The sequence below is a fragment of the Streptomyces sp. NPDC048331 genome (assembly GCF_043201215.1).
In the GTDB taxonomy this organism is placed as follows: domain Bacteria; phylum Actinomycetota; class Actinomycetes; order Streptomycetales; family Streptomycetaceae; genus Streptomyces.
Genome location: NZ_JBICYT010000005.1, coordinates 258,128 through 283,297, shown reverse-complemented (window position 1 = coordinate 283,297; position 25,170 = coordinate 258,128). Strand labels below are relative to the sequence as shown.

Genomic DNA, 25,170 nt, shown 5'->3' with positions numbered 1-25,170 from the left:
CGTCAGCCTTTCACGCCGGTCAGGGTGACTCCCTCGACGAACGCCTTCTGGGCGAAGAAGAAGAGGACGATCACCGGGGCCATGACCAGCACGGTCGCGGCCATGGTCAGGTTCCAGTTGGTGTGGTGCGCCCCCTTGAAGGACTCCAGCCCGTAACTGAGGGTCCAGGCGGCCGGGTTGTCGGAGGCGTAGATCTGCGGGCCGAAGTAGTCGTTCCAGGCACAGAAGAACTGGAAGAGCGCGACGGCGGCGATCCCGGGCTTGGCCATCGGCAGCACCACGCGCAGCAGGGTGCGCAGCTCGCCGCAGCCGTCGACGCGGGCCGCGTCGAGGTACTCGTCGGGGATGGTCAGCAGGAACTGGCGGAGCAGGAAGATGGAGAAGGCGTCGCCGAAGGCCATCGGGACGATCAGCGGCCACAGCGTGCCGGACAGGTCGAGCTGCCTGGCCCAGAAGAGGTACATGGGGATGACCACCACCTGTGGCGGCAGCATCATCATGGCGATCACGAGGAGCAGCGCGAGCCGCCGCCCGCGGAAGCGGAACTTGGCGAGCGCGTATGCGACGGGCACGGAGGAGACCACGGTCAACAGGGTGCCGAGTCCCGCGTACAGGAGCGTGTTGCGCCACCAGGTCAGGAAGCCCGGGGTGTGCCACACCTTCGCGTAGTTGCCCCATTCCCAGGTGTCGGGCCACAGGTCGCGGGTCAGCGCCTGTCGGTCGCCCATCAGGGAGGTGAGGAGCAGGAAGACGAAGGGGAGGACGAAGAAGAGCGCGGCGGCCACGCCGAGCGAGTGCACCGCGACCCAGTGCAGGACCGCCTTGGAGGATCTCCGGCCGGAGTGCGAGCTGCTCATTCACCGGCTCCGATCAGGCCGCCACGGCGCCGCATCAGGAGCGCGGTGAAGGCCATGGACAGGGCGAACAGGACGAGCGCGACGACACACGCGGTGCCGTAGTCGAAGCGCTGGAACCCGAGGTTGTAGACGAGCTGGGGCAACGTCAGGGTGGACTTGTCGGGGTAGCCGGGCTCGAACTGCTGGCCCGAACCGCCGATCACCCCGGCCGCGACCTTCCCCGCCACCAGCGGCTGGGCGTAGTACTGCATGGCCTGGATGACCCCGGTGACCACGGCGAACATGATGATCGGCGAGATGTTGGGCAGGGTGATGTGCCGGAACCGGGCCCAGGCGCCGGCCCCGTCCAGCTCCGCGGCCTCGTACTGCTCCTTCGGTACGTCGAGCAGCGCGGCCATGAAGATGACCATCAGATCGCCCACCCCCCACAGGGCGAGGGCGGTCAGGGCCGGCTTGGACCAGTCGGCGTCGGTGAACCAGCCCGGGGTGGGCAGTCCCACCGCGTCCAGCAGGGTGTTGACAGGTCCGGTACCGGGGTTGAGCAGGAAGACGAAGGCCAGGGTCGCGGCGACCGGCGGGGCGAGGTAGGGCAGGTAGAACAGGGTCCGGAAGATCCCGGCGCCCGTCTTGATCTTCGTGATGAGCAGGCCGATGCCGAGGCCGAAGGCGACCCGGCAGGTCACCATCACCAGGACCAGCCACAGCGTGTTGCGCATCGCCGGCCAGAAGAGCGGATAGTCCGTGAAGACGTAGCTCCAGTTGTCCAGGCCGTTGAAGGCGGGCTGCCGGAAGCCGTCGTACCGGGTGAAGGAGAAGTACAGGGTGGACAGCAGCGGATAGACGAAGAAGACCGCGAAGCCGATCAGCCAGGGGGACAGGAAGGCCGCGGTCCGCAGGGCGGAGCGCCGCCGCTTCGACCGCAGGGGGTGGGCGCCGGTCATGGAGTTACTTCGCCTTCGCGATGTCCGTGTCGATCTGCCGGTCGGTCCTGGCGAGACCGGCCGGGATGTCGGCCACGTCGCCCTTCTCGACCCCGTACGCGAAGTCCTCGAAGGTCAGCTGGTAGGTGCCGCCGTCGGCCTGGGCCGGGGTGGTGCCGGACTTCGGGTGCCGGGCGATGTCGAGGAAGGTCTTGAACTCCGGGGTCACCTCGAGGTTCGGGGACTCCAGGGCGGCCAGGGTGGAGGGCACGTTGTGGATGGCGTTGGCGAAGGCCACGACCGCCTCGGTGTCGGTGGTCATGTACTTGACCAGCTCCCAGGCGGCGTTCTGCTTCTTGCTGCCGGAGGCGATGCCCATGATCGTGCCGGAGAGGTAGCCCTTGCCGTAGTCGTCGGCCTGCTCGTCCGGAACGGGCAGCGGCGCGGTGCCGATCTCGAAGGCGACCCCGGCCTCCTTCGCCATCGGGGCCCGCCACTCGCCGTCGATCTGCATCGCGACCAGCCCCAGGTGGAAGGGGTGCTCGGCGCTCCACTCGTCCCCGAAGGTGTTGCGGAACCGTTCCAGCTTCTCGTAGCCGCCGAGCTTGTCCACCAGGTCCTTCTGCGCGGTCAGCATCTTGGCGAAGGCCGGGTCCGCGGCCAGGTTGGACTTGCCGTCGGTGTCGAAGTACGTCGCGCCCCACTGCGCCGCGAGCCGGGTCGGCTTGGTCTCGTAGCCGTGGAAGGTGGGCATCAGGCCGACCTGCTCGTACGAGTCGCCCTTGAGCTTGGTGAGCTTCTGCGCGACCTCGGTGAACTGGCTCCAGGTCCGCGGGGGTTCGGTGATGCCGGCGGCCGCGAAGGCGGTCTTGTTGTAGACGAGGCCGTACGCGTCGTGCAGCAACGGCAGGGTGCACTGGTTGCCTTCGAACTGCGTGTACTCCAGCAGGGTCTTGGGGAAGACCTTCGTCTTGTCCGTCCCGGACTTCTTCAGGAAGGGATTCAGGTCGGCGAAGGCACGCGAGTTGCAGAACTTGCCCACGCTGTCGGTGGTGAAGGAGGAGACCACGTCGGGGGCCTTGTCCCCGCCCGCCCGCAGCGCCTGGTTGATCTTGTCGTCGGTCATGTTGCCGGTGACCTCGACCTTGATGTTCGGGTGCGCCTTCCGGAACCGGGCGATGTTGTCCTCGATCGCCTTGGTCTCGCTCGGCGCGGACCAGCCGTGCCAGAAGGTGAGGGTGACGTCCGCCTTCGGATCGTCGGAGGCGGTGTCCGCGCCCTGGCCCGTACAGGCCGTGGCGAGGGCGGATATCGCCGCGAGGACGGCGATCGCGGTGGTCGGGCGTCCGATTCTGGGCATGGCGGGGCTCGCTCTCTGCGGGAGGAACTTCCGTGGGGGGTGCCGGTGGCGGTGGGGTGTGCGGATGCGTGCGGACGTGCGTGTCGCGTGTGCGGGTCCGGGATGCGGGATGCGGGGTGTCGGCCGAGGGGGTGGTCGGCGGGGACCGGGCGGGTCAGCCCGAGGTGTCGAACACCTCGTCACGGGTGGCGGCCAGCGCGCTCTCCAGCGCACCGTGCAGGACCGCCCGCTCCCGTACCTCGCCGGGGACCAGCCGGGGCCGGGAGGGGGCCAGTTCGGCGAGCTCGGCCTCCAGCAGCGCGCGCAGCGGCTCGCCGCCCGCACTGATGGCCGCCCCGGACAGGACCACGATCTCCGGATCCAGCACGGCGACGACCGAGGCGAGACCGGTGGCCAGCGCGGTGGCGTACGCCTGGAGGAAGCGCAGCCGCGCCCCCTCGGGCGCGGCCGCGGCCCCGGTCAGCAGGGCGACGGCCGCGGCGACCTCCGGTCCGTGCGGTGCGGCCGGCGCCGCCGCGGCATCGGTGGTGTCCGGCGGCTCGACGCCCAGTTCCGCCGCGAGCCGGGGCAGTCCTTCCACGCCGGCCAGCTCCTGGTACCCGCCGGAGTTGGCCCGGGTGACCTGCCGGACCAGGGGCCGACCCGGCACGGGCAGGAAGCCGACCTCGCCGGCGCCGCCGGTCCAGCCGCGGTGCAGCCGGCCGCCCAGGACCAGCGCGGCGCCGAGGCCCTCCTCGTTCCACAGCAGGACGAAGTCCTCGTGGCCGCGGGCCGCGCCGAGCCGCTGTTCGGCGACGGCGGCGAGGTTGACGTCGTTCTCGTACTCGACGGGCATCGGCAGGGCCGCCGCCAGCTCCTCCAGGAGGGTGGGGGAATGCCAGCCGGGGAGATGGCTGGCGTAGCGCAGGCGGCCGGTCTGGGGATCGAAGGCGCCGGGCGTGCCGATGACCACCCGGCGCAGGTCGGTGCGGGTCAGTCCGGCGGCCTTGACGGCCCCGCCGAGGGCCTCGGTCACCTGGTCGACGGCCTCGGCCCCCTCGGTGTAGGGAACCTCGTGGGTGGCGACCACCGTGCCGGTGAGGTCGGCGACGGCGGCCAGCACGCGTTCCGGGGTGACGTCGAGGCCGCCGACGTAGGCGGCCCGCGGGTTGATCGCGTAGAGCTGGGCGCTGGGGCCGGGGCGGCCGCCGTCCGTACCCGTGGCGACGACCAGCCCGACCGCTTCGAGGCGGGCGAGCAGTTGGGAGGCGGTGGGCTTGGACAGTCCGGTCAGGTGCCCGATGCGCGTCCGGGACAGCGGGCCGTGCGTCAGCAGGAGTTCGAGTGCGGCCCGGTCGTTCATGGCGCGCAACAGGCTGGGCGTTCCGGGCGTGGCGGCGGGCATCGTGCGGCTCTCCCTCACCGAGGTGATCTGTTAGGTAAGTTTCCTATCACCTGTTGAAGTGTGTCAATGCCGCTGCCCCGCAGGCTGTGTCATTTCACGGATGACCTGCGGGGCAGCGGGACGAGCGGGGCTCGTGGGACGTGCGACGAAGGGGCCGAGCGGCTAGGCCGTCTCTTCCGGATCTTGTCGGGGCCCGCGCGGCCCGGCACCGCACCTCGCGGCGTTGTCGGAGCACCCCGGTACGTCCAGCACAAGGGAGCCCCTCCGCCTTGCGAGGCACGGCACCGGACAACGCGGGCCCGACCGACAAGATCCGAAAGAGACGACCTAAGGGCTGTCCCGTAATCCCCGGCGGGCGCGCGGCGCCAGCTACGGCACCTCGCCGCGTTGTCGGGATCGCCCGAATACGCCCAGTATGCGGACGACCCTCCGCCTTGCGATGCACCGCATCTGACGCCGCGCGCCGACCCGCCGCGGATTACGGGACAGCCCTTAGGGGGCCGCCCGGCCGGGTGGCTATTTGGTGACCCGGGGGCCGGCCGGCGGCGGGATCGGGGCCGTGGCCAGTGACTGCGGAGAGGTCGGGTTCGCCAGGGCGGACGGCGCGGCGACCGAGGCCGACGGGTCGGCCGGAGCCTCCTCGTCCTCGTCGGCCGCCGGCACCCCGCCGATGATCCGGATGCCCGCGGCGTCGAAGGCCTCCTTGATCCGCCAACGCAGCTCCCGCTCCACCGCGAACTGCTGGCCGGGCATGGTCTTGGCGGACACCTTCACGGTCATCGAGGCGAGCAGCACCTCGTCCAGACCCAGGACCTCCACCGGGCCCCACAGGCGCTCGTCCCAGGGGGACTCCTTGGCCATGGCGTCGGCGACCTCCTTGACCACCTCGCGGATGCGGGACAGGTTCTCCGAGGGCTTGACCTGGACGTCCACGCCCGCGGTCGCCCAGCCCTGGCTGAGGTTGCCGATCCGCTTGATCTCGCCGTTGCGCACGTACCAGATCTCGCCGTTGTCCCCGCGGAGCTTGGTCACGCGCAGGCCGACCTCTATGACCTCGCCCGAGGCCACACCCGCGTCGATCTTGTCGCCGACGCCGTACTGGTCCTCCATGATCATGAAGACGCCGGAGAGGAAGTCGGTCACCAGGTTCCGGGCGCCGAAACCGATCGCCACACCGGCCACACCGGCGCTCGCCAGCAGGGGGGCCAGATCGATCTTCAGCGCGGCCAGGACCATCAGCGCGGCCGTACCCAGGATCAGGAACGAGGCCACCGACCGGAGCACCGATCCGATCGCCTCCGAACGCTGGCGCCGGCGCTCCGCATTGACGAGCAGCCCGCCCAGCGCGGTGCCCTCCACCGCCTCGGCGCTGGTGTTCATCCGGGTTATGAGCTTGGTCAGCGCCTTGCGGACCGCCGAGCGGATCACCGCCGCTATCACGACGATCAGCAGGATCCGCAGGCCGATGCTCAGCCAGGTGGCCCAGTTCTGCTCGATGAAGCTGGCGGCCTCGGTGACGCTCGCCTGCGCCTCCTTGACCGATGCGGGCGCGTCCGGAACGTCGGCTGCCAGCGGCAGCGGAGCGGCGGGCCAGGGCACGACGGGAACCTCCAGGTGTAACGGTCTGCCCGCGGAACCGGGGGGACCCCCGGACGGATCCCGGGGACATGCGGGACAGACAGACCACACTAACGGGGCAATCCCTTCACCTTGGTGCCGTGTTCGAGGGAGAGACCAGACTCACCTGGGGATGACTGACTGTGGTTGAAAACACCTCGGACCCGTTACGGGCGAGTGGTGGCGTTTCGACCAGCCCTGAGGAGAGACTGGAGAGCAGATCGTCCCGGCGCGAGCCACGCGCCGCCGGCGTACAAGGAGGCAGTCCGTGCCGCACGTCCTGGTCCTCAACGCGTCGTACGAGCCCCTCGGCGTCGTACCGCTCCGCCGCGCGCTCGTCCTCGTCCTGGAGAACAAAGCCGTCTCCCTGGAAGAATCCGGCGCCTATCTGCACAGCGCGACAAGGGTCGTCCCCGCGCCCAGCGTGGTACGGCTCAAGCGCTTCGTGCGGGTCCCCTACCGGGGGCCCGTTCCACTCACCCGGCGCGCGCTGTTCGCGCGGGACGGCGGTCGCTGCATGTACTGCGGTGCCGTCGCCACCAGCGTCGATCATGTCATCCCGCGCAGCCGGGGCGGGCGGCACGCGTGGGACAACGTCGTGGCCGCCTGCCGCCGCTGCAACCACGTCAAGGCCGACCGGCACCTGCTGGAACTCGGTTGGCGCCTGCGGCACCAGCCGGCGCCGCCGTCCGGTCTGGCGTGGCGGATCATCGGGACGGGGCATCGGGATCCGCAGTGGATGCCGTATCTCCAGCCGTACGGGGCGGACGACGCGCTGGAGCGGATCGGGATCGGGGTGGCGGCCGGGTAGCGCCCGCCGCTCCCCTGCGGGGTTGCCTGCCCCTGCGGGGGTGCCGGTCCCCTGTGGGGTTGCGCCCGTCGTGGACGTGCGGCCCGGCGTCCCGGGGCGCAGCCCCGGACCCCGCGCCTCGATCTCCGGCGGGGCTCGAAGGTGCGGCGGCGGGGCCGGGTGGGTGCGCCGGCTGGGGTGAGGCGTACGGCTACGGCGTGACCGCGTAGGCCTCCGCCGACCAGAGGGAGCAGCCGTACCGCGTCGCGCGGGTCTCGCACGTGATCCGCAGGAAGCGGGTGTCCGGGGCGTCCATCCGGAGCGTCTCGTGGCCGCCCCGGGAGGCCTTGACGGCGGCCGCCGGGCGCCAGGTCACCCCGTCCGTGGAGGTCTCCACCCGGTACGCCGACGGGTACGCGTCCTGCCAGTGCAGCTCCAGCCGTCCCACCCGCGCCGGAGCGGGCAGTTCCGCCTTCCACCACGCGCCGTCCACCGCCGGCGACGACCAGCGGGTCGCCATGGAACCGTCCACGGCCGCCGAGGCCGGGAAGTCGGAGGTCTCGTTCGCGGACGAGGTCGCGCGCGCGTTCCGCAGCAGATCGGCGCCACCGGTACGGGCCACCGCACGCACCGTCAAGGTCCGTGACTCCCCGTCGAAGGTCACCGGCACCTGGTAGCTGCCCGCCGGGGTGCCCGCGGCGACGCTGACCTCCAGCGGGATCGACACCTGGCCGCCCCGCGGGGCCACCACGGTCTGCGGGAGACGTACCTCGATGCCCGCCGGCGGCCGTGCCGACAGCGGTCCGCGCACCTCGGCGGGTCCCAGCGCCGACAGCTGCGCCGAGATCCGCTGCGCGGCGCCGCCGATCTCGGCGTCCGCGGCGGCCCCGTCCGCCAGCTCGAAGCGGGCCCGCGGGCCGTCCCCGAACCACGGCACCACCTGGTGCACCGTGGGTGCGGACTCGGCCCCGGCCCAGGACAGCCGCACCGCGTCCGCGCTCAGCCCCGGTGTCTCCACCTGGGTCCAGCCCGAGGCCGCGGCGCCGGCGATCTTGCGCCAGCCCTCGCCCGGTACGTGTGCCTCGACCACGGCGCCCCGTGCCCCGGCCGGGAGCGGCTCGGTCATCACGGTCACCGCCGACAGCGGGCGCGGGGCGTCCAGTCGTACGGTCCAGGCCTCGGCCTCCTTCGTCACCGTGCCGGTCTTGCGGGCGGCCCCGGTCCAGGCGTCGGCCTCGGCCACCGCCTTCGTCAGGAAGGGCTCCAGGACGGCCTTGTCCACCCGGGCCGGTCCGGGCTGCGCCAGTGTCGCCCGGACCTCGGCCAGGGCCCGGGAGGCCTTCCACGCGGCCGTGCCGTCCCCGCGGGCCTGGGCCTGCAGGACGTCCACCGCCAGTTCGCCCGCCGTCCCGTAGCGCGCCAGGCGGTCCAGCCAGGGGCCCGCCTCGCCCGACAGGGCGGGCAGCCGCTCCTTGGCCTCGCGCAGGACCGTGAACGCCTTGCGCAGCTCGGTCCCGGCCGCCGGATCGCCCGCGGCGCGGGCCTTCCAGAACTGCTCGACCAGGGGCTTCAGATACGCCGACTCCTCCTGCTTGAGCCCGGACGACGTGGTGTTCCCGGCGAGCGCCGCCACCGCCTGGCGGGTGCGCGGATCGGCGCCCGTCAGGTCGCGCACCGCCGCCGCCCAGGATTCGCCGGGCCGGTAGCCGCGCGGATTCCACGCGAAGTCCGCCGCCGTGAAGAGCGGGATCCGCGACAGGGTGCCCTGCGGCATCGCGTTGGCCAGCAGCGCCGCCGAACCGCCCGCCACCGCCGGCTCGCGGCCCGCGTACGGGCCGAGGAAGATCCGACCCGGATCCCAGTCGTTCACCGGGTAGTTGTCCATGGTGATCAGCGGGTGCCCCAGGGCGGAGCGGGCTCCGGCCAGTTCCTTGCCCGTGATCGTCCGCGGCACCACGCCCACGCCCGTCCAGGCCACCTCCACCCGCGGGTCCAACGCGCCCGCCAGGGCCGTCCGGTAGGTGGTGGCGCCCTCCTGGTAGTACTCCGTCGGCAGCAGCGACAGCGCGGGCGCTCCCGGGTACCGGGCGGCCAGGTGCGCGGCCAGTCCGCCCGCGACCTCCGCGTGCGCCTTCGCGGCCGCCGCCGGGCCCTTGCCGTACCGGTCCCGGTCGGCCCGGCAACCCCACTCGGTGTAGCTGACGTCCTGGAACTGCACCTGGAAGGCGCGGAAACCGAGGTCCCACATCGCGTCCAGCTTGCGCGCCAGCGCCGCCCGGTCGGCCTCCGAGGACAGGCACATCGACTGCCCCGGCGTCACCGCCCAGGCCAGGACGACCTGGTTGGCGCGGGCCCGTTCGGCCAGCGCGCGGAACTCGGCCTGCTGCTCCTGCGGATAGTCCTGGCGCCAGGCCGTCGTGCGGTACTGGTCGTCGCCGGGCGCTATGAGCAGCCGGTTCTGCTTGGTGCGGCCCATGAAGTCCAGCTGGGCGAGGCGCTGTTCCTGGGTCCACGGCTGTCCGTAGAAGCCCTCGGTGATCCCGCGTACCGGCGCGGCCGGCCAGTCCCGCACCAGGACGCCGGGCATCTTCCCGCCGCCGGCCGCGAGGAGCTGGCGCAGGGTCTGCGCCGCGTGGAAGAGCCCCTCCCCGCCGATGCCGGCCAGCGCGATCGTGTCCCGGCCGGCGTGCCGGCCCGCGGCCAGCCGGTAGCCACCGGTCGGCAGGTCCGACGGCGCGGCCGCGCCCAGCGCCCGCAGCGCCTGCTCCGCGTCGGTGTCCTGGAGCCGTACGACGGTGCCCCGCGCGGGCAGCGGAGCCCCGGGGGCCGGTTCGTGGACGGTGCGGACGCCCGCCGCGCGCAGGGCCTCCCGGACGACCCGGACGGCATACGGATCGGCGTCGGGGGCCGCGACGAGCACGGCCTCGGTGCCCAGCGGCAGCTCGCGCGCCGGATCGGCGGCCATCGACTGCGGCCGGGGCCACACGGCGGGCCCCTCGGTGGCAGCCCGCGCGATGTCGGCTCCCGGGTCGAGCATCGGCCCGGCCGCGGCGGACACCGGGGTCGCGCCGGGGTTGGCCCCGGGCGCCGGTCTGTCCGGTGCGGTGGGCGCCGCGAAGATCCCGGGCGGCGCGGAGGACACGGCGCCGCCCAGGAGCGTGCCGATCACCGCCACAGCGGCGGCGGTGTTCCGCCTCCTACCCCTGAGCTGCACTGAGCCTCCTCGTCCCGAGACGTCCCCCACTCGTACGAATGAGCCTGAGCCCACCATCCGTGCGGCTGGAGTGTCAATGTGGATGGGTGATCTGCCCCGTATGCGGCAGGAATGCGGTGCCTCCGAGTGGGTATGGACGCGGTGTTCCCCGGCGGCGTCCCACCCTCGTGAACCACCCTTGTGTCCCAATCTTCTGACTCACCCTCATGCCCTCATGCCCGCACGCACGAAGGAGCGCCCGCAGATGGACGACCTGGCCCGGCTCGCTGCCCAGTACGGCGTCGCCACCGACTACCGGCCCGCCGCCGACGTCTCCGTCCCGGTGCCGGAGACCACCGTCAGGACGGTCCTCGGGCTGCTGGGGGTGGTCACCGACGACGCGGAAAGCATCCGGGTGAGCGCCGAGTCCGCCGTCCGGGAGGCGGCCGGGCGGCTGCTGCCGCCCACGGTGGTGCTCTGGCAGGGCGAGCGGGTGGCTCCGGAGCCCGCCGGGCTACCCCCCGGCACCCGGGTGCGGGTGGTGGCCGAGGAGGCGGGCGAGGTGCTCGCGTGGGGCCCCGCGCTGCCGCTGGGCGTCCACCGGCTCGTCGCCGAGGCGCCGGACGGGCGGAGCGCCGAGGCCACCCTGGTCGTCGCCCCCGCGCGGGCCCCGGCCGCGCCCGAGCGGGCCCACGGGCTGCTCGTCCAGCTCTACTCCCTGCTCTCCGAGCGCTCCTGGGGCATGGGCGACCTCGGCGACCTGGCGGAGCTCGCCCGCTGGGCGGGCCGTACCCACGGCGCCGGGTTCATCCAGGTCAACCCACTGCACGCGGCCGTGCCCGGGGCCCCGACCGACCCCTCCCCCTACCGGCCCTCCTCGCGGCGCTTCCCGGACCCCGTCCACCTGCGGATCGAGGACGTCCCCGAGTACGCCGACTGCCCCGACCGCGCGGCCCTCGACGAGCTCGCCGCACGCGGCGGCGAGCTGCGCCGCCAGGTCATGGAGAAGGGTGCGCTGATCGACCGCGACGCCGTCTGGGAGCTCAAGCGGTCGGCCCTGGAGCTGCTGTACGCCGTGCCGCGCACGCCCGAACGCGAAGCCGCCTACCGGGCGTTCTGCGCCGAACAGGGCGCACCGCTGGACGTGCACGCCGTCTGGTGCGCCGGGCACGCGGGGGAGGAGGACCCGAAGGAGCGGGCCGATTTCCACCGCTGGCTGGTCTGGCTGACGGACGGCCAGCTCGCCGCCGCCCAGCGGGCCGCCCGCGAGGCCGGGATGACGGTCGGCATCGTCCACGACCTCGCCGTCGGGGTGCACCCGCAGGGCTCCGACGTCTTCGGCTCGCCCTGCTACGCCCGGCACATCTCGGTCGGCGCGCCGCCGGACGCCTTCAACGCGCGCGGCCAGGACTGGGGGCTGCCGCCGTGGCGCCCCGACGTGCTGGCCGACACCGGCTACGCGCCGTTCCGGTCCCTGCTGCGCGGGGTGTTCCGCTATGCGGGCGCCCTGCGGATCGACCACGTGATGGGGCTGTTCCGGCTCTGGTGGATCCCGGAGGGGACTCCGCCCGCGGAAGGGGCGTACGTCAGCTACGACGGCGAGGCCATGCTGGCGATCCTCGTCCTGGAGGCCCACCGGGCGGGCGCCCTGGTCATCGGGGAGGACCTCGGGACGGTGGAGCCGCGGGTCCGTCAGGAACTGGCACGGCGCGGGGTGCTCGGCACCTCGGTGCTCTGGTTCGAGCGGGACTGGGACGGCGGCGGGGACCCGCTGGCCCCCCAGGCCTGGCGGTCCGACTGCCTGGCCACCGTCACCACGCACGACCTGCCGCCCACGGCCGCCAAGCTCGCCGGGGGCCATGTGGAACTGCGCGACCGGCTCGGCCTGCTGACCCGCCCGGCCGAGCTGGAGCGGGCCGAGGACGCCGCCGACACCGCCCAGTGGCTGGAGCTGTTGGACGGGCTGGGCCTGGACACCAAGGGCGAGGAGGCCGCCGTACGGGCCCTGTACGCCTTCCTGCTGCGCACCCCCGCGCGGCTGGTCGGCGTATGGCTGCCGGACGCGGTGGGGGACCGGCGGCCGCAGAACCTGCCCGGCACCTGGGACCAGTACCCCAATTGGAGGCTGCCGGTCGCCGATGCCGCGGGGCGGCCGCTGACCCTGGAGGAGCTGGTGTCCTCGCCGCGGGCGAACGCCCTGCTGAGCGCGGTGGGGGAGGGCGTACGACCCCGTACGGCACCCCCGGGCGCGCGCCCCGTTTAGGTGTTCGCTACGTTTGCACCGTGGACAAGAAGAACGCTCTGCGCGCCGGCGCCGTCACGGCCGGAACCGCGCTGATGATGCTGCTGATGACGTCTCCCGCCCTCGCGCTCACCCGCGACGACGGTGACGACCCGGGTCCGGGCCTGAGCATCGGTGAGACGGTCGGCCTGTACGTGGCCCTGCCCCTGGTGATCTTCCTGGGCATCATCGGTCTCGTGATGGTCCTCGACAAGTCGGACCGCAAGCAGAAGCAGGCCTGATCCGGTCCGGCCCCACGGGGCCGGGACCAGCAGATCTTCCCGGGCGCCGGGGGTCCGCACCGCCGATTCGATTCGGCCGTGCGACGCCCCCCGGCGCCTTGTCGTGTCCTCAGACAGCGGCCAGCAGTCGGCGGAGCAGGCCGGTGAGCACGGCGACCTCGTCGTCGGTCAGCCCGGTGAGCGCGGCGCGCTGCACTTCCAGACCGGCGCTGACGGCCTCGTCGATGAGTGCCAGGCCGCGGTCGGTGATCGTCACCTGGAGCCCCCGCCGGTCGTGCGGATCGGGCTTGCGGCACAGCAGCCCGGCCTTCTCCAGTTTGTCCAGACGCCCGGTCATGCCGCCCGTGGTGAGCATGAGGGTGGCCGAGAGCTGCCTGGGTGAGAGCGTGTACGGCTCTCCCGATCGGCGCAGCGTGGCCACGACGTCGAACTCGCCGCGCGAGATGCCGAAGCGCGCGTAGCACTGCTCCATCGCGTCGCCCATGGCCTTGGTGATCCGGTAGATGCGTCCGAAGACGGCCATGGGTGCCGTTTCCAGGTCGGGGCGCACCGCGAACCACTGGGCCGTGATCGCGTCCACTGCGTCCTTGTCGTCACTCATGCGTGCAGTATCCGGCCTCCCCGAGATCGTTCGCAAGAAAGTTGCTTGACGCTAAGTAGCTTAACGGTAAGCTACTTAGCAGCAACCGAATCTGGGGAGGGGTCATGACGGTGTTCATGAGGAAGACGACCGCGTCAGGGGAAGCGAAGGTCGCGGGGGAGCGGTCGCTGCTCCTCGGAATCGGTATCAGCGCGGTCGGGATCGGTATGTACGTCCCGTTCTCGCTGGTCTTCTTCCACCACGTCACCGGCCTCTCCCTCACCGTCGTCGGCCTGGTCATGACGGTCACCGGACTGGCCGGGCTGGCGTTCATGCCGCTGGCCGGCACGGCCGTCGACCGGTTCGGCGCCAAGCGGGTCAACCTGCTGCTCTACGGGGTGCGGGCGCTCGGCTTCGCCCTGTACCCCCTCGCGAGCTCCCTGCCCGCCTTCGCCGCCGTCGCCCTCGTCACCGCCCTCGCCGACCGCTCCTTCTCCGTCGTCCAGCAGTCCCTGATCGGCGAGGTGGCGCGGGGCGCCGCCCGCGACCGGCTCCAGGCGTCGACCCGGGCCCTGCAGAACGCCGGGATGGGCGCGGGCGCCCTGCTCGTCACCGGGGTGCTGGCCCTGTGGGGCACCGGCGGATTCACGTACACCGCCTGGGGCAATGCGCTCGCCTTCGCCCTCGCCGGACTGCTCGTCGGCCGGGTCCGGGCGGTCCGGGCCGTCCCAGGGGCCGGCGCTGCCGGTGCCCCGGTGACCGGATCCGCCGGATACCGCACCGTCCTGCGCGACCGCCCCTTCCTCGGGCTCACCGCCGCCAACTTCCTCACCGCGCTGGGCTACTCCGCCCTCTCCGTCCTCTTCCCGCTCTACCTCTCCACCTGGCTCGGGGCCCCCGACTCCCTCACCGGAGCCGCGTTCACCGTCAACACCGCGCTGTGCGCCGGGATCGGCGTACTGATCGCGGGCCGGGTCCGCCGCTCCGGCGCCCGCCGCACCCGCTCGGCCGCCCTCGGCGCCGTGCTCTTCGCCGCCGCCTTCGTCGGGCAGATCGCGCTGGGCACACTGCGGCCCGGCCGGACCGCCACCTTGATCGCCCTGCTGGTCATCGTCGTCGTCTACACCCTCGGCGAGCTCGTCCACAGCCCCTCGGGTGGCGCCCTGTCGGTCTCCGCCGCCCCCGAGGCCGTCCGCGGCCGCTACCTCGCCACCTACCAGCTGTCCTACTCGCTGGCCGGTGCGCTCGCCCCCTCCCTCTTCACCGCCCTGCTCGCCGTCGACGGCCGCCTGCCCTGGGCCGTCCTGACCGTCGCCGCCCTCGGCGCCGCCCTGGCGCTGCTCCGGCTGGAGCGGCACCTGCCGGCCCAGGCCGTGCACGCCGAGCCCCCGGTCGTCCCGGGCGCCGCCCGGCCGGTTCCCGTGACCGCCGCGGCCTGAGCCCCGCCCCCGGCCCTCCCCTCCGCCCTTCCGCTTCCTTCGCCCGATCGAGGAGCCACCGCCATGAAGCGCTTGGCCACCGTCGCCCTGACCGCACTCGCCCCCATCTCCTGGGGCTCCACCTACGCCGTCGCCACCGAGCTGCTACCGCCCGACCGGCCGCTGTTCACCGGGGTCATGCGGGCCCTGCCCGCCGGACTGCTGCTGACCGCCCTGGCCCGCACCCTGCCCAAGGGGCAGTGGTGGTGGAAGTCCGCCGTCCTCGGCATCCTCAACATCGGCGCCTTCTTCCCGCTGCTGTTCCTCGCCGCCTACCGGCTCCCCGGCGGTGTCGCGGCCGTGCTGGGCGCCGCCGGCCCGCTGTTCGTCGTAGGACTGGCCGCGCTCGTCCTCGGGGAGCGGGCGAGCCTGCGCACCGTACTGGCCGCCGTCGTCGGGGCGTTCGGCGTGAGCATGGTGGTCCTGACCGCCGAGGCCCGGCTCGACGCGGCCGGTGTCGTCGCCGGTGTGATCTCCTCCGCCTCCATGGGTGCCGGCACCGTGATGACCAAGCGCTGGGGCCGCCCGGAGGGCGTGGGCCCGCTGGCGATGACCGGCTGGCAGCTCACCGCCGGCGGACTGTTCATCATCCCCGTCGCCGCACTCGTCGAGGGGGCCCCGCCCGCGCTCGACGGCAAGGCCTTCCTCGGCTACGGCTACATGATGCTGATCAACACCGGGATCGCGTACTGGCTCTGGTTCCGCGGCATCGGCGCCCTCAGCGCCACCTCGGTCACCCTGCTCGGCCCGCTCTCCCCGCTCACCGCCGCCGTCATCGGCTGGGCCGCCCTCGGCCAGGCGCTGTCGCCCGTACAGCTCGTCGGGATGGCGATCGCCTTCGGGGCCACCGTCGCCGGCCAGCTGGCGGCCGCCCGCACCTCCCGATCGTTCAGTTCTGCTGAAAAGAATGATCAGAACATTTCGATGGACCTGACGGATGAGGTGGTGCGACGGTAGTCCCCACACACCACCGACCCACCCCGAGGAGCAGACCCACAGTGGCCGTCATGGACCGCGTCCGTACCGTCTCGCAAGCCAAGCCCGGCAGCACGGGGAAGAAAGGTGCCGCCGGGCTCGGCGCGCTCCTCGCCCTGCTCGCGACGGTCGTCTGGTCCGGCAGCTTCGTCGCCACCCGGGGCATGGCCGAAACCGTCCCACCCGTCCAGGCGGTCTTCTGGCGCTGGATCATCGCCCTGCTGGCCGTCGCCCCCTTCGCCGCCCGCCAGGCATGGCAGCAGCGGGCCCTGATCCGGCGGCACCTCGGCTTCATCACCCTCGCCTCGCTGTTCGGCGTCACCCTCTACAACACGCTCGTGCACCAGGCCGGACTGACCACCTCCGCCTCCAACATGGGCATGATCATGGCCGCCTCGCCCGTCATCATGGCGCTCTACGCCCGCCTCGGCGGCGAACGGCTCGGCGCACGACGGACCTTCGGCATCCTGCTCGCCGCCCTCGGGGTGCTGCTGCTCGTCGGGGACGGCTCGATCGGCTTCGACTTCGGCGCCGGAGACCTGTGGATGTTCGCGGCCGCCCTCTCCTTCGCCACGTACAGCGCCCTGCTGCGGCGCAAGCCCGCCGAACTCGGCGGACTGGCCTTCCTGATCACCACCTTCGTGCTCGGCGCGCTGATGCTGGCACCCGCCTACGCCGTCTCCGTCTCCGTCCAGGGCGGCTTCGAGGTCACCACCGGGACGGTCGTACCGCTGCTGTACGTCGGGGTGTTCTCCTCGGCCGTCGCCTTCTTCGCCTGGAACAAGGCCGTCTCGATGATCGGCGCCGCCCGCGCGGGAGTCGTCTACTACCTCCAGCCGGTGTGCGTGGCCGGGCTCGGCTTCCTGCTCCTGGGCGAGCGGACCGGACCGGCGCAGCTGCTCTGCATGGCGCTCATCCTCGGCGGAGTCGGGCTGGGGAGTGCCCGGCGGTAGGTTCGGGCCCATGACCGAGTGGGACATCAAGAAGCTGCGGATCCTGCGGACCCTCGCCGACCAGGGGACCGTGACCCGAGCGGCCGAGGCGCTCCACATGACGCCCTCGGCCGTATCGCAGCAACTGACGAACCTGGCCCGGCAACTCGGCGTGGCGCTGCTGGAGGCCGAGGGCCGCCGGGTACGGCTCACGGACGCGGCCCACCTCGTCCTGCGGCACACGGAGGCGGTGTTCGCGCAGCTGGAGCGGGCCGACGCGGAACTGGCCGGATACCTCGCCGGCGACACGGGCGAGGTACGGGTGGGCGCCTTCTCCACCGCCGTACCGGCGCTCGTGGTCCCGGCGGTGGCGGCGCTGCGGCGGACCCACCCAGGGGTGGAGATCCGGGTCCGGGAGACGGAGGCGGCCGAGGCCTACGAGCTGCTCTCGGCCGGGGGCGTGGACCTGGCGCTGTCCCTCACCGCCCACGCGCCGACCGCGCGGGATCCCCGGTTCACCCGGGTGGCGCTCCTGGAGGACCCGCTGGACGTGGCGCTCCCGCCGGGCCACCCGCTGGCGGCCGCGGCCGATCTGCGGCTGGCGGACCTGTCCGGCGACCCGTGGATCTACGGGGGCAGCGGCCCCTGGTCGGAGATCGCCCGGTCCGCGTGCGAGGCGGCGGGCTTCGTCCCGGAACAGGCGCACTCGGCCTCCGGCTGGACCGCGATCCTGGCGATGGTGGAGGCGGGGATGGGGGTGGCGCTGGTGCCCCGGATGGTGTCGAGCCGCGCCTCGGGCGTGGCCGTCCGGGTGCTGTCGCGGGACCGCCCGACGCGGCACGTGCTCGCCGCGGTCCGCCGCGGCGCCGAGTCCGCGCCGGCGCTGGCCCACGTCCTGGCGGCCCTCCGCGAGGTGGCCTCGGCCCGTCGGTAGGGGGGCCGGGCTCCGCCCGGACCCGGTCCTCAAACGCCGGACGGGCTGAAAAACCAGCCTCGCCGGCGTTTGAGGCGCGGGGTCCGGGGCGGAGCCCCGGCTACGGTGCGAGCCGTCAGACCTGAGCGGCAGCCGCGTCCGCCGCCTGGGCCTTCAGCGCCCGCTCGACGCCCGCGCGGGACTCCGAGATCAGGCGGCGCAGCGCCGCGTTCGGCTCGGCCGAGGCCAGCCACGCGTCCGTCGCGTCCAGCGTCGCCTGCGAGACCTGCAGCGCCGGGTAGAGGCCCACCGCGATCTGCTGGGCGATCTCGTGGCTGCGGTTCTCCCAGACGTCCTTGACCGCCGAGAAGAACTTCTCGGTGTACGGGGCCAGCAGCTCGCGCTGGTCGGTCTGGACGAAGCCGCCGATCACCGCCTCCTGGACCGCGTTCGGCAGGTCGCCGGACTCCACCACCGAGGCCCACGCCTCGGCCTTGGCCTCCGCCGTCGGGCGCGCCGCCCGGGCGGTCGCCGCGTGGCGCTCGCCGGCCGCCGTGGCGTCCCGCTTCAGCTCCGCGGCGATGGCCGGCTCCCCGGCGACACCCGTCGCGACGAGCCGCTCCAGGAACGTCCAGCGCAGCTCGGTGTCGACGGCCAGGCCCTCGATCTCGGCCGCGCCGTCCAGCAGCGCCGACAGGTAGGTCAGCTGCCCCTCGGTACGGGCGGTGGCCGCGAAGGCGCGCGCCCACGCCAGCTGGTGGTCGCCCGCCGGCTCGGCGCCGCGCAGGTGCTCCAGGGTGGCCTCGGTCCAGGCCGCCAGGCCCTCCTCCCGCCACGCCGGGGCGGCGTACAGGTCGATGGCCAGCTTCACCTGGCGGTGCAGCGACTGGACCACGCCGATGTCGGACTCCTTGCCGATGCCCGAGAGGACCAGCGCGAGGTAGTCGCGGGTGGCGAGCTCGCCGTCGCGGGTCATGTCCCAGGCCGAGGCCCAGCACAGGGCGCGCGGCAGGGACTCGGTGAAGTCGCCGATGTGCGCGGTGACGGTGGCCAGGGACTCCTCGTCCAGGCGGACCTTCGCGTAGGACAGGTCGTCGTCGTTCAGCAGGAAGACCGCCGGACGGGTGCGGCCGACCAGCTCCGGCACCGTGGTGAGCGCGCCGTCGATGTCCAGCTCGATCCGGTCGGTGCGCACGAGGGCGCCGTCCTGGAGCTCGTACAGGCCGACCGCGATGCGGTGCGGGCGCAGGGTGGACTCGCCCTTGGCGCCGGCGGGCAGCGCGGGCGCCTCCTGGCGGATGCCGAAGGCGGTGATCACACCGTTCTCGTCGGTGGTGACCTCCGGGCGCAGGATGTTGATGCCGGCCGTCTCCAGCCACGCCTTCGACCAGGCGGCCAGGTCACGGCCCGAGGTCTCCTCCAGGGCGCCCAGCAGGTCGGACAGGCGGGTGTTCCCGAAGGCGTGCGCCTTGAAGTACGCCTGCACGCCCTTGAAGAAGGCGTCCATGCCGACGTAGGCCACGAGCTGCTTGAGCACCGAGGCGCCCTTGGCGTACGTGATGCCGTCGAAGTTGACCATGACGTCGTCGAGGTCACGGATGTCGGCCATGATCGGGTGCGTGGAGGGCAGCTGGTCCTGCCGGTACGCCCAGGTCTTCATGGAGTTGGCGAAGGTGGTCCACGCGTGCGGCCACTTCGAACCCTCGGCGTAGGCCTGGCAGGCGATCGAGGTGTACGTCGCGAAGGACTCGTTCAGCCACAGGTCGTTCCACCACTCCATGGTGACCAGGTCGCCGAACCACATGTGCGCCAGCTCGTGGAGGATCGTCTCCGCGCGCACCTCGTACGCCGCGTCCGTCACCTTCGAGCGGAAGACGTACTGGTCGCGGATGGTGACCGCGCCCGCGTTCTCCATGGCGCCCGCGTTGAACTCCGGGACGAAGAGCTGGTCGTACTTGGCGAAGGGGTACGCGTAGGCGAACTTCTCCTGGAACCAGTCGAAGCCCTGCCGGGTGACGTCGAAGATCGCGTCCGCGTCGAGGAACTCGGCGAGCGAGGGGCGGCAGTAGATGCCGAGCGGTACCGACTGGCCGTCCGGGCCCTCGTAGGAGCTGTGTACCGCGTGGTACGGACCGACGATCAGCGCGGTGATGTACGAGGAGATGCGCGGGGTCGGCTCGAAGCGCCAGACGTTGTCCTTGACGTCCGCGGCCTCCGGGGTCGGGGAGTTCGAGATGACCGTCCAGCCCTCGGGGGCCGTCACGGTGAACTGGAACGTGGCCTTCAGGTCGGGCTGCTCGAAGCTGGCGAAGACTCGCCGCGCGTCCGGTACCTCGAACTGGGTGTAGAGGTATGCCTGCTGGTCGACCGGGTCGACGAAGCGGTGGAGGCCCTCACCGGTGTTCGTGTACGCGCAGTCCGCGACGACCCGGAGCTCGTTGGCGCCGGCCGCCAGGTCGCTCAGCGCGATCCGGGAGTCGTGGAAGACGGCGGCGACGTCCAGCGACCTGCCGTTGAGGACGACCTCGTGCACGGCCGGAGCGACCAGGTCGATGAAAGTCTCGCCCCCGGCCTCGGTCGACTGGAAGCGCACGGTGGTCACGGACGGGTAGGTGCCACCCTCCTGTGCGCCGCTGAGATCGAGTTCGATCTCGTAGGAGTCGACGGTCAGCAGCTTGGCCCGCTGCTGAGCCTCTTCACGGGTGAGATTCGTGCCAGGCACGCGTTCATCTCCTTCGATGGTGACGTTGCCCGGCCATCCTGCCATCCGGACACCGTCACCGCCCCGGAGTAATCCACGGGCGAAAAAACGCGCGCGAGGGCGGCACCGTGACGGTGCCGCCCTCGCGTCGGGTGGGCGGGATCAGCCGCGCAGCTCCTCGGCCACGAGCTCGGCGATCTGCACCGCGTTCAGGGCCGCGCCCTTGCGCAGGTTGTCGTTGGACAGGAACAGCGCGAGGCCGTTCTCCACCGTCTCGTCGGAGCGGATGCGGCCCACGTACGAGGCGTCCTTGCCCGCCGCCTGCAGGGGGGTCGGGATCTCCGAGAGCTCGACGCCGGGGGCGTCCTTCAGCAGCTCGTAGGCGCGCTCGACGCTGATCGGGTTCGCGAAGCGCGCGTTGACCTGCAGGGAGTGGCCGGAGAAGACCGGGACGCGCACGCAGGTGCCGGAGACCTTGAGCCCAGGGATCTCCAGGATCTTGCGGGACTCGTTGCGGAGCTTCTGCTCCTCGTCGGTCTCGAAGGACCCGTCGTCGACCAGGTTGCCCGCGAGCGGGACCACGTTGTAGGCGATCGGGCGCTTGTAGACGGCCGGCTCGGGGAAGGCCACCGCGTCGCCGTCGAAGGTCAGCTGGTCGGCGGCCTCGGCCACCGCGCAGGCCTGGCCCTTGAGCTCGGCCACACCGGCCAGGCCCGAGCCGGAGACGGCCTGGTAGGTGGTGGCGATCAGCGCGGTCAGGCCGGCCTCGTCGTGCAGCGGGCGCAGCACCGGCATCGCGGCCATGGTGGTGCAGTTCGGGTTCGCGATGATGCCCTTGGGGCGGTTCTTGATCGCGTGCGGGTTGACCTCGGAGACCACGAGGGGGACCTCCGGGTGGCTGCGCCAGGCGGAGGAGTTGTCGATCACGACGGCGCCCTGGGAGGCGACCTTCTCGGCCAGGGCCCGGGAGGTGGCGCCGCCCGCGGAGAAGAGCACGATGTCCAGGCCCGCGTAGTCGGCCGTGGAGGCGTCCTCGATGGTGATCTCCTGGCCCTCCCATTCGAGGGTGGAGCCCGCGGAACGGGCCGAGGCGAACAGCCGCAGCTCGTCCACCGGGAACTTCCGCTCGGCGAGGATGCCGCGCATGACTCCGCCGACCTGTCCGGTGGCTCCGACGATTCCGACCCTCACGGTGACTCCTTTTGGTACGTACGACGCGGGCGCGCGTGAAGCCATCATGCGTTCGACCCCACGAGCCTTGTCCAATCCATTGTCCGAGGTACGGACGGTGTCCTGGATGTGAACCCTTGTGGCGCGTTCGTGGTGGGCGTGTCGCGAGGCCTCCGAGCACCCGTTTCGCCTGGTCGGAGCCGGTCGGTGGCCGTTCCGTCGTGTCCGCTCTCCGGACGTGGCCGACCGGAGGGCGGACCGCCGATCCGGGGGATCCCGAACGGCCCGAGGGGGCGGTGCTCGTCAGAGCGCCGCCCCCTCGGGTTCGTCCAGCCGCAGGGTCCTACGGGAGGACCTTCTCGATCTGCACGCTGCCGGTGCCGGCGGCGGTGCCGCGGGCGTTGAGCAGCTGGACCTGGCCGAAGAACTGCCGGCCCTCGGGGGCCGGGCTGGTGACCAGGACGTTCGCCGAGACCTGCGCGGTGGCGCCGGTGGCGAGGTTCACCGTGGCGGCCTCGTCGACCTGGACGGAGCCCAGGGCGGCCGAGAAGAACACGTCGCGGTAGTCGTACGTGGTGGTGCCGGACGGGATCGCGTAGCCGATCACCTTGACGGTGTAGGTGCCCGCGGCCGGGTTGACCAGGCTCACGGCCTCCTCGGAGTCGCCGTCGGCGGCCGAGCCGACCTTGACGCCGTCCTTGTAGACCTCCAGGTCGAGGTCGGCGGCGGTGTCGGACACCTTGCCGATCGCGACGTCGAGGCGCGAGGTGCCCGCGGGCACCACGATCTCGGTGGAGTGGGTCTCACCGGGGGTGATGGTCGGCTTGGCGACCTTCGCGGAACCGAGCGGACCGCCGACGAGCTTGCCGCCGGAGATGGCCGCGCCCGCGTTCTTGACGCTCCACTGGACCGGGGCGGGGGTGCCCTGCTTCACCTCGGGCAGGACCTTGACCGCGGGGTCGAAGGCCGCGCCGAGCACGGAGACGTCCAGCTTGAACGGGTTGTCGAGCACCGGAGACGTACGACGGGCCTCGACCTCGATCTCCCAGACACCCGGGGTGGGCTCGGGGTACGAGCGCACGTCGGGGCGGCAGGTGTTGGCCGGGTTGTCGTAGTTCGGGTAGCAGTTGGTCGTGGCCGTCGGGTCCACCGGGGTGCCGTAAGGGTGGATCGCGATGAAGCGCGTCTGGCTGCCGGCCGCGAGACCGCCGAGGGCGACCTCGAGGCTCTTGGCGCCCGCCGGGACGGTCACGAAGTACGACTTGTGGCTGTTGCGCTGCACCGAGGCGGACTGCGACAGGGCGAACGACGGCGCGGCCAGGGGGGCGGAAGCCACGACGGTCGTCAGGATCTGCTTGTCGATGCCCTCGGTGGTCTCGTCGTCCAGCTGCAGGATGCCGCTGTGGACGCCCGCCGACTTGGCGTTGGCCTCGACCTTGATGGTGACGGGCTTGTTCAGCGGCAGGGTGACGTAGTCGTAGCCGCCGATGACCTTGAAGGTCCCGTCGTTGTTGCGCCAGCTCAGATCGTGCCGGGTGCCGTACTTGACGCCCGTGGTGCGGGTGACGACGACGTTGTAGACCTTCTTCTGGCCGACCTTGAGGCCGCCCTCACGGTCGTACAGGCCGGTGCCGAAGCCCGGGGTCTTCAGGAACTGGTCGATCGCGGTGTCGACCGGCGCCTTGACGGTGAACTCGTTGGCCTTCGCGTCGCGCTGGATGGACTCCCACGCGCCGGGGATGTCGATCAGACCCGAACCCTGCGCGTGCGCGGGGACGTTGTCGATCTTCTTGGCGGCCGTGGTGAGCGCGACCCGCAGGGAGGCCGGCGTCAGCTTGATGTTGTGCTGCTTGGCGGCCGAGATCAGCAGGGCGCTGGCGCCCGCCGCCTGCGGCGAGGCCATCGAGGTGCCCTGGAGCATGCCGTAACCGGCCGGCAGGGTGTAGCCGGCCTCCTTCACCGGGGCGCCGGGCAGCCAGGTCTGGATGGTGTTGATGGCCGCGCCGGGGGCGCTGATGGTCGGCGTGAAGCCGCCGTCCTCACGCGGACCGCGCGAGGAGAAGGGGAACATGTTGTACTTCGCGCTCACACCGGAGCCGTAGTTGGCGGCCCAGGTCTCCTTGGAGACCGACGCGCCCACGGAGATGACCTTGTCCGCGAGAGCCGGGTCGCCGATGGTGTTGACGCCCGGGCCCGAGTTGCCGGCCGAGATGACCAGCTGGACGCCGTAGGTGTCGATGAGGTTCTTGTAGAGCTCGGAGCGCGCGTTGTTGCCGTCGTTCAGCGCCGGCAGGCCACCGATGGACATGTTGACGATGTCCACGCCGCGGTTGACGACGAGGTCGATCATGCCCTCGGTCAGCGCGATGTTGGTGCAGCCGCCGGACCAGGAGCAGGCGCGCGAGGAGACGAGCTTGGCGCCGGGCGCCTCGCCGTTCATCGCGCCGCCGAAGAGGCCGTTGGCGGAGGTGATGCCGGCGACGTGGGTGCCGTGCTCCGACTCGATGATGCCGACGTTGACGAAGTCGGCCTTCTTGCCGACCCAGTCACCGCCCAGCGGGTCCATCGGGACGTCCTTGCGGATCTCGATCACGAACGGGATGCGCTCGGCGACGTCGGTCGCCGGGTTGTCCGTGCCGAAGTAGCCGATCTGGTAGCCGTCCTTGTACGGCTTCATCGGCTCGTTGTTCGTGAAGTCGCCGTCCTGGTCGGTGTCGACGCGGACGGTGCCGGCGGCGGCGTCGTAGAGCAGGCCGAACCGGTCGGTGGTGTCACCGTCGCGGTTGACGTCGCCGGCCATGTCACCGGTGGCGGTGATGGACTCGGTGAAGCGGCTCCACTGGAAGCTGCCCTCCGGGGCCTTCCAGCTCTGACCGCCCGCGGTGAAGCTACCGCCGCTGGAGGTGACCGGGGTGATCTGGGGGCGCCAGGTGGCGTCGTTGTCCGTGATCGGGTCGGTCGCCGTGACCCAGTCGACGATCTTGCGCTCGCCGGTGGTGGTCTTCTGCAGGGCCGGGTGACCGAGGTCGATGCCCGAGTCCATGATGCCGATGGTGACGCCGCGGCCGTCGGCCTGCGGGTTGTCCTTCACGAAGTCGACGGCGCCGGTCTCGAAGGACGGGTTGTACGGGTTCTTCGCGGGGGTGTTCTTGTCCGGCGCCGCGTAGGTCTCGGCGGCGGTCTTCTTCACCGCGCCGGTCGAGCGGTCCGCCTCGGGGCGCGGGTCCGGCAGCTGGATCTCGTGCCGCAGGTCGATGCCGTGCACCGAGGACAGCTTGGCGGCCGCCTTGAGCGCGGCGTCGGCCTTGCCGGTGGGCAGGGTGGCGCGTACGTAACCGAGGTTGTCGTACGTCTGGCCCACCGAGGCGCCCTGGACCGAGCCGAGCTGGTCCGCCACCTGCTTGGTCTGGCCGGGAGCGGTCGCGACCATGACGGTGACGTTGGCGTCACCCTTGGCCTTGGCCTGCTGAAGCAGTTCGGCGTCGGCCGAACCGAGCTTCTGCTCCGCGGACTTGACCGCGGGCGAGGTGCCCGGGGTGTCCGCGCCGGTCGCCGCGAAGACGGGCCCGGCGCCGGTGGCCGCGAGAGCGGCGACCAGACCGGCCGCGGCCGCGACGCGCGCGACGCGTCTGGCCCCGGATATGGAGCTGGGGGATTCGAGGGTCATCAGCATCCCTGGTAAGTGAAAGATACGGTCCGGATTTCGGTGCCGGATGACCGGTCAGCTTGGCCTAAGCGACAGCTCTTTGGGGAGAGTTGTCATTGACCGAGACCTGT

General features: G+C 72.1%; 17 protein-coding genes. 7 read left to right on the top strand and 10 right to left on the bottom strand.

The annotated features are described in order from the left end of the window. Positions 1-2: 2 nt before the first annotated feature. From ACGFYY_RS11275 to ACGFYY_RS11255, 5 genes are all read right to left on the bottom strand, one after another. Positions 3-857, bottom strand: a complete 855-nt coding sequence (locus ACGFYY_RS11275) for a carbohydrate ABC transporter permease (protein ID WP_393708360.1) — start codon at positions 855-857, stop codon at positions 3-5. Then, positions 854-1,798 (bottom strand): sugar ABC transporter permease, encoded by a 945-nt coding sequence (locus ACGFYY_RS11270; RefSeq protein ID WP_365280020.1) that lies wholly within the window; start codon positions 1,796-1,798, stop codon positions 854-856. The genes ACGFYY_RS11275 and ACGFYY_RS11270 overlap by 4 nt, the downstream gene beginning before the upstream one ends. A 4-nt stretch (positions 1,799-1,802) precedes the next feature. Continuing rightward, on the bottom strand, positions 1,803-3,137 hold the full coding sequence (locus ACGFYY_RS11265) for an ABC transporter substrate-binding protein (RefSeq protein WP_365280017.1): 1,335 nt from the start codon (positions 3,135-3,137) through the stop codon (positions 1,803-1,805). A 154-nt stretch (positions 3,138-3,291) separates the two neighbouring features. Further along, entirely contained in the window at positions 3,292-4,521 is a 1,230-nt protein-coding gene (locus tag ACGFYY_RS11260; protein ID WP_365280014.1) for an ROK family transcriptional regulator, read from the bottom strand. A 516-nt stretch (positions 4,522-5,037) separates the two neighbouring features. Next, a complete protein-coding gene (locus ACGFYY_RS11255; protein ID WP_393708356.1) occupies positions 5,038-6,120 on the bottom strand; it encodes a mechanosensitive ion channel family protein in 1,083 nt (360 codons plus the stop codon). 286 nt (positions 6,121-6,406) lie between these two features. On the opposite strand from ACGFYY_RS11255, the gene ACGFYY_RS11250 reads away from it, so the two are divergent. After that, on the top strand, positions 6,407-6,949 hold the full coding sequence (locus tag ACGFYY_RS11250) for an HNH endonuclease (protein WP_365280008.1): 543 nt from the start codon (positions 6,407-6,409) through the stop codon (positions 6,947-6,949). Positions 6,950-7,139: 190 nt separating this feature from the next. Here ACGFYY_RS11250 and ACGFYY_RS11245 read toward each other — a convergent pair whose 3' ends face one another. Beyond that, the gene (locus ACGFYY_RS11245; RefSeq protein WP_393708353.1) at positions 7,140-10,142 is read right to left on the bottom strand and encodes a beta-N-acetylglucosaminidase domain-containing protein; all 3,003 of its coding nucleotides are present in this window, start codon (positions 10,140-10,142) and stop codon (positions 7,140-7,142) included. A gap of 214 nt (positions 10,143-10,356) precedes the next feature. Here ACGFYY_RS11245 and ACGFYY_RS11240 point away from each other — a divergent pair, with 214 nt between their 5' ends. Further along, positions 10,357-12,384, top strand: a complete 2,028-nt coding sequence (locus ACGFYY_RS11240; RefSeq protein ID WP_393708351.1) for a 4-alpha-glucanotransferase — start codon at positions 10,357-10,359, stop codon at positions 12,382-12,384. A gap of 20 nt (positions 12,385-12,404) precedes the next feature. Next, positions 12,405-12,644: a hypothetical protein gene (locus ACGFYY_RS11235; RefSeq protein WP_150257463.1), complete on the top strand. Its 240-nt coding sequence runs from the start codon at positions 12,405-12,407 to the stop codon at positions 12,642-12,644. A gap of 109 nt (positions 12,645-12,753) precedes the next feature. Here ACGFYY_RS11235 and ACGFYY_RS11230 read toward each other — a convergent pair whose 3' ends face one another. Then, entirely contained in the window at positions 12,754-13,245 is a 492-nt protein-coding gene (locus tag ACGFYY_RS11230; RefSeq protein ID WP_393708349.1) for a MarR family winged helix-turn-helix transcriptional regulator, read from the bottom strand. Positions 13,246-13,349: 104 nt separating this feature from the next. Between ACGFYY_RS11230 and ACGFYY_RS11225 the strand changes: the two genes are divergently transcribed. The 4 genes from ACGFYY_RS11225 to ACGFYY_RS11210 all read left to right on the top strand — a co-directional run bounded on the left by ACGFYY_RS11225 (position 13,350) and on the right by ACGFYY_RS11210 (position 17,543). Beyond that, positions 13,350-14,663 carry an MFS transporter gene (locus ACGFYY_RS11225; RefSeq protein ID WP_393708347.1) on the top strand — a complete coding sequence of 438 codons (1,314 nt, stop codon included), beginning with the start codon at positions 13,350-13,352 and terminating at the stop codon, positions 14,661-14,663. A gap of 63 nt (positions 14,664-14,726) precedes the next feature. Beyond that, positions 14,727-15,659 carry an EamA family transporter gene (locus ACGFYY_RS11220; protein ID WP_393708345.1) on the top strand — a complete coding sequence of 311 codons (933 nt, stop codon included), beginning with the start codon at positions 14,727-14,729 and terminating at the stop codon, positions 15,657-15,659. A gap of 50 nt (positions 15,660-15,709) precedes the next feature. Beyond that, complete coding sequence (locus ACGFYY_RS11215; protein ID WP_393708343.1) at positions 15,710-16,630, top strand: DMT family transporter; 921 nt, start codon at positions 15,710-15,712, stop codon at positions 16,628-16,630. Between the two features lie 10 nt (positions 16,631-16,640). Then, positions 16,641-17,543 carry a LysR family transcriptional regulator gene (locus ACGFYY_RS11210; protein ID WP_393708341.1) on the top strand — a complete coding sequence of 301 codons (903 nt, stop codon included), beginning with the start codon at positions 16,641-16,643 and terminating at the stop codon, positions 17,541-17,543. A 115-nt stretch (positions 17,544-17,658) separates the two neighbouring features. Here the strand turns inward: ACGFYY_RS11210 and pepN are convergent, their stop codons facing one another. The 3 genes from pepN to ACGFYY_RS11195 all read right to left on the bottom strand — a co-directional run bounded on the left by pepN (position 17,659) and on the right by ACGFYY_RS11195 (position 25,060). After that, positions 17,659-20,244, bottom strand: coding sequence for an aminopeptidase N (pepN, locus tag ACGFYY_RS11205; RefSeq protein WP_365267527.1), 2,586 nt, complete (start codon positions 20,242-20,244; stop codon positions 17,659-17,661). A gap of 141 nt (positions 20,245-20,385) precedes the next feature. Continuing rightward, positions 20,386-21,414 (bottom strand): aspartate-semialdehyde dehydrogenase, encoded by a 1,029-nt coding sequence (locus ACGFYY_RS11200; protein ID WP_393708338.1) that lies wholly within the window; start codon positions 21,412-21,414, stop codon positions 20,386-20,388. Between the two features lie 322 nt (positions 21,415-21,736). Further along, positions 21,737-25,060, bottom strand: coding sequence for a S8 family serine peptidase (locus ACGFYY_RS11195; RefSeq protein ID WP_393708336.1), 3,324 nt, complete (start codon positions 25,058-25,060; stop codon positions 21,737-21,739). Positions 25,061-25,170: the final 110 nt, after the last annotated feature.